The 2,278-nt window shown below is 74.8% G+C and carries 1 protein-coding gene; it reads right to left on the bottom strand.

Annotated elements, in window-relative coordinates; all coding sequences use genetic code 11:
- Nucleotides 1–2,278 (bottom strand): polyketide synthase dehydratase domain-containing protein (locus AB0B63_RS32420; protein WP_357025853.1); only part of this gene is annotated, 2,278 nt, incomplete at both ends.

Here is a 2,278-nt window from a genome sequence, read left to right as displayed (position 1 = left end):
TGAGGAGGAGGTGGTGGTGGGGGTGGGTGGTGGCGAGGTGTCGTGCGGTGTGGGTGGCGAGGGCGCCGGTGGCGCCGGTGATGAGGATGGTGCCCTGGGTGGGTCTGGGGGCGGGGACGACCAGCGCGATCTTGCCGGTGTGCCTGGCCTGACTGAGGTGCCGCAGGGCGTCGGGGGCGTTGGTCACGTGCCAGCCCGTGACGGGCAGGGCGGGCAGGGCGTCGGTGGTGAGCAGGTGGGTGAGGGTGGTGAGGAGTTGGTGGATGCGGGTGGGTCCGGCATCGAGGAGGTCGTAGGGCTGGTAGGTGAGGTGGGGGTGGGTGGTGGTGACGGTGTGCGGGTCGCGGATGTCGGTCTTGCCGATCTCCAGGAAGGTGCCCCCCTCGGCCAGCAGCGCGAGGCTGGTGTCGACGTGCGCGTGGGTCAGGGTGTTCAGCACGACGTCGACACCGGCGGGATCGGTCTCGCGGATGCGCTCGCCGTACGCCGTCGTCCGGGAGTCGTGGATGTGGGTGGCGGGGACCCCGAGGGCCGCCAGGGTGGCCTGCTTGGGCGCGCTCGCGGTGGTGTGCACGGTGGCCCCGAGCTGCCGGGCGTAGTGCAGGGCGGCCATCCCGACCCCGCCGGTGGCGGTGTGCAGGAGGAGCCGCTGACCGGCCCGCAGGTCGGCCAGGTCGGTCAGGCCGTACATGGCGGTCAGGTAGACGATCGGCAGGACCGCCGCCTCGACGTCGCTGAGCCGGGCCGGGGTCCGCACCAGATGACGGTGGTCGGAGACCGCCACCGGGCCGGCACAGCCCTCGGGGAACAACCCCATCACCCGGTCCCCGACCGCCAGCCCGGTGACCTCGGAGCCGACCTCGACCACGACGCCGGCGCCCTCGCCACCGATCTGCGCGTCGTCGCCCGGGTAGAGCCCCAACGCGATCATGACGTCCCGGAAGTTCAGACCCGCCGCGCGCATCGAGACCCGTACCTCGCCGGCGGCCAACGGGCGGTCCCCCGCAGGCGACGGCACCAGCGCCAGGTTCGCCAACGTGCCGCGGCTCGTCACGTCCAGCCGCCAGTTCCCGCCGCCGGTCGGGGGCCGCAGCACCGCCGGGGAGTCGGCGACCGGGACCAGCCGGGGGACCAGTGTGGTGTCGTCCCGCACCGCCGCCTCCGGCTCCGGCCCGGCCAACGCCGACGACAACGTCGCATCGGCCGGACCCGGCAGGTCCAGCAGCGCGAACCGGTCGGGGAACTCGGCGCGCGCCGACCGGATCAACCCCCACACCGTGGACGCCGGCAGATCCTGGATCTCCGGCCCGGTGCGGGTGGCGACCGCCCCCCGGGTGACCGTCACCAGCCGGTGGTCACCGAAGGCGGGTTCGCCGATCCACCGCTGTGCCAACCCCAGCGCCCGTTCGGCGACCTCGTGGGCGAGGGCGACGACCTCGTCGGAAGGGCGCGGGGCAGCCCGGTCGATCGCCGGCCCCGGGCCACCGTCGGTCACGCAGGTCACCAGGGTGTCGGCGGCGACCGCCGTGCCGGCGTCGATCGCCGCCGCGAGAGCGTCCAGGTCGGCGTGGACGGCGACGTCGCGGCCGGCCGAGCGGAGCGCGTCGGCCAACTTCAGCGGGTCCACGCCGACCACGTGCACGGCGGCCGACCCGGCGGCCGGATCGGCCTCCTGCGGCACCCACTCGACCCGCAGCGGCGTGACCGGGGTCGACGGGGCGGCCAACCGGTCCACCGCGAGCGGCCTCGTGGTCAGCTCCTCCACGGTGATCACCTCGGCGTCGTCGAGGTCGGTGGCGACCAGCCGTACCGCGTGCTCGGAGAGCCGGGTCAACCGCACCCGCAGGGCGGCGGCGCTGCGGCCGGTCGCGCGCACCCCACCCCAGGAGAACGGCACCCGCAGCGGACCGTCGAGGTCGGCCGGCGTCGCGATCAGCGCGTGCAGCGCCGCGTCCAGCAACGCCGGGTGTACGACGTGCCCGTCGATCTCGGTCCCGTCGGGGAGGCTGACCTCCGCGTACAGCTCGTCGCCGTGCCGCCAGAGCGCCCGCAGGTTACGGAAGGTCGGGCCGTAGGCGTAGCCGTGGTCGGTCAGTCGCGCGTACAGACCGGAGAGGTCGACGGGCTGCGCCCCCGGCGGCGGCCAGACGCCGGGCGCCGCGGGCGTGGAGTCGGGTGCCGGTTCGGGGCTGAGTGTGGCGGTGGCGTGGGTGGTCCAGGTGGTGGTGGTGCGGGTGTGGATGGTGAGGGTTTGGTGGCCGGTGGGGGTGGGGGTGGT

Source organism: Micromonospora sp. NPDC049081 (assembly GCF_040648835.1).
Taxonomy (GTDB): Bacteria; Actinomycetota; Actinomycetes; order Mycobacteriales; family Micromonosporaceae; genus Micromonospora; species Micromonospora antibiotica.
This window is presented reverse-complemented; position numbering and strand designations above follow the sequence as displayed.